Raw genomic sequence first — 1,038 nt, 5'->3', positions numbered from 1 at the left:
GAAGTGATCCCTGCCGACCGTGCCGAGGAGATGACGAACGTGACGAGCCCTGCAGCCGCCGCCCCGGACATGTCCGAGGGCACCGTCACCGTGGTGGCCCGGCGGACGGTGGCGGACGGTGTCGTATCGCTGGAGCTCGCACCGACCTCCGTTGAACCGCTGCCGTCCTGGCGGCCGGGCGCGCACATCGACGTCGTCCTGCCCACGGGCGTCACCCGGCAGTACTCACTGTGCGGGCCGGTGGACCCGGCGGGGGACACGGCCCGCTGGCGTGTCGCGGTGCTCCGGGAGCCCGACGGGCGCGGCGGATCGCGGTGGATCCATGACCACGTGCACGAGGGCGGGGAACTTCGGGTGCGCGGTCCCCGCAACAACTTCCCCCTGCGGCCCGCCGCGAAGTACCTGTTCGTCGGTGGCGGCATCGGCATCACCCCGCTGCTCCCGATGATCGCCCAGGCCGGGGCGGCAGGGGCCGAGTGGTCCCTGCTCTACGGCGGCCGCACGCGCGCCTCCATGGCGTTCGTGCCCGAACTGGAGGGCTACGGCGAGCGTGTGACCGTACGGCCGCAGGACCGGTACGGCCTGCTCGACCTCGCCGGCTTCCTCGGCGATCCCGACCCGTCCGCCCTGGTGTACTGCTGCGGCCCCGCCGGACTCATCGACGCGGTCGAGGCGCACTGCGCCACCTGGCCGGCCGGGGCCCTGAACGTCGAGCGGTTCGCCGCGACGGCCGGGCCGCGGTCCGCCGGTGACGGGGCCGAGCAGCCGATCGAGGTGGAGCTGCGGGCGTCCGGGACCACGCTGACCGTGCCGCCCGAGCTGTCGGTCCTCAAGGCCGTGGAACAGGCGGGCATCCCGGTCCTGTCCTCCTGCGAGGAGGGCATCTGCGGCTCGTGCGAGACCGCCGTCCTGGAGGGCGAGGTCGACCACCGCGACTCACTGCTCACCGAGGACGAACGCGCCGCGAACGACACGATGCTGATCTGCGTCTCCCGCGCGCGAGGCCGACACCTCGTCCTGGACCTCTGACTGGACCTC

At 73.2% G+C, this 1,038-nt stretch carries 1 protein-coding gene; it reads left to right on the top strand.

Going from position 1 to position 1,038, the window contains the following annotated elements; genetic code table 11:
* Positions 1-30: 30 nt before the first annotated feature.
* Positions 31-1,029 carry a PDR/VanB family oxidoreductase gene (locus tag ABT063_RS52125; protein WP_502991054.1) on the top strand — a complete coding sequence of 333 codons (999 nt, stop codon included), beginning with the start codon at positions 31-33 and terminating at the stop codon, positions 1,027-1,029.
* Positions 1,030-1,038 lie beyond the last annotated feature (9 nt).

This window comes from Streptomyces sp. NPDC002838, from assembly GCF_040295365.1.
Classification (GTDB): Bacteria; Actinomycetota; Actinomycetes; order Streptomycetales; family Streptomycetaceae; genus Streptomyces.
Note: the sequence above shows the minus strand (reverse complement) of the source record. Positions and strands in the feature narration are given on the sequence as shown.

Excerpts from the sequence above, each read along its gene's own strand:
- ABT063_RS52125 (WP_502991054.1), top strand. The coding sequence starts at position 31 with ATGACGAACGTGACGAGCCCTGCAGCCGCCGCCCCGGACATGTCCGAG.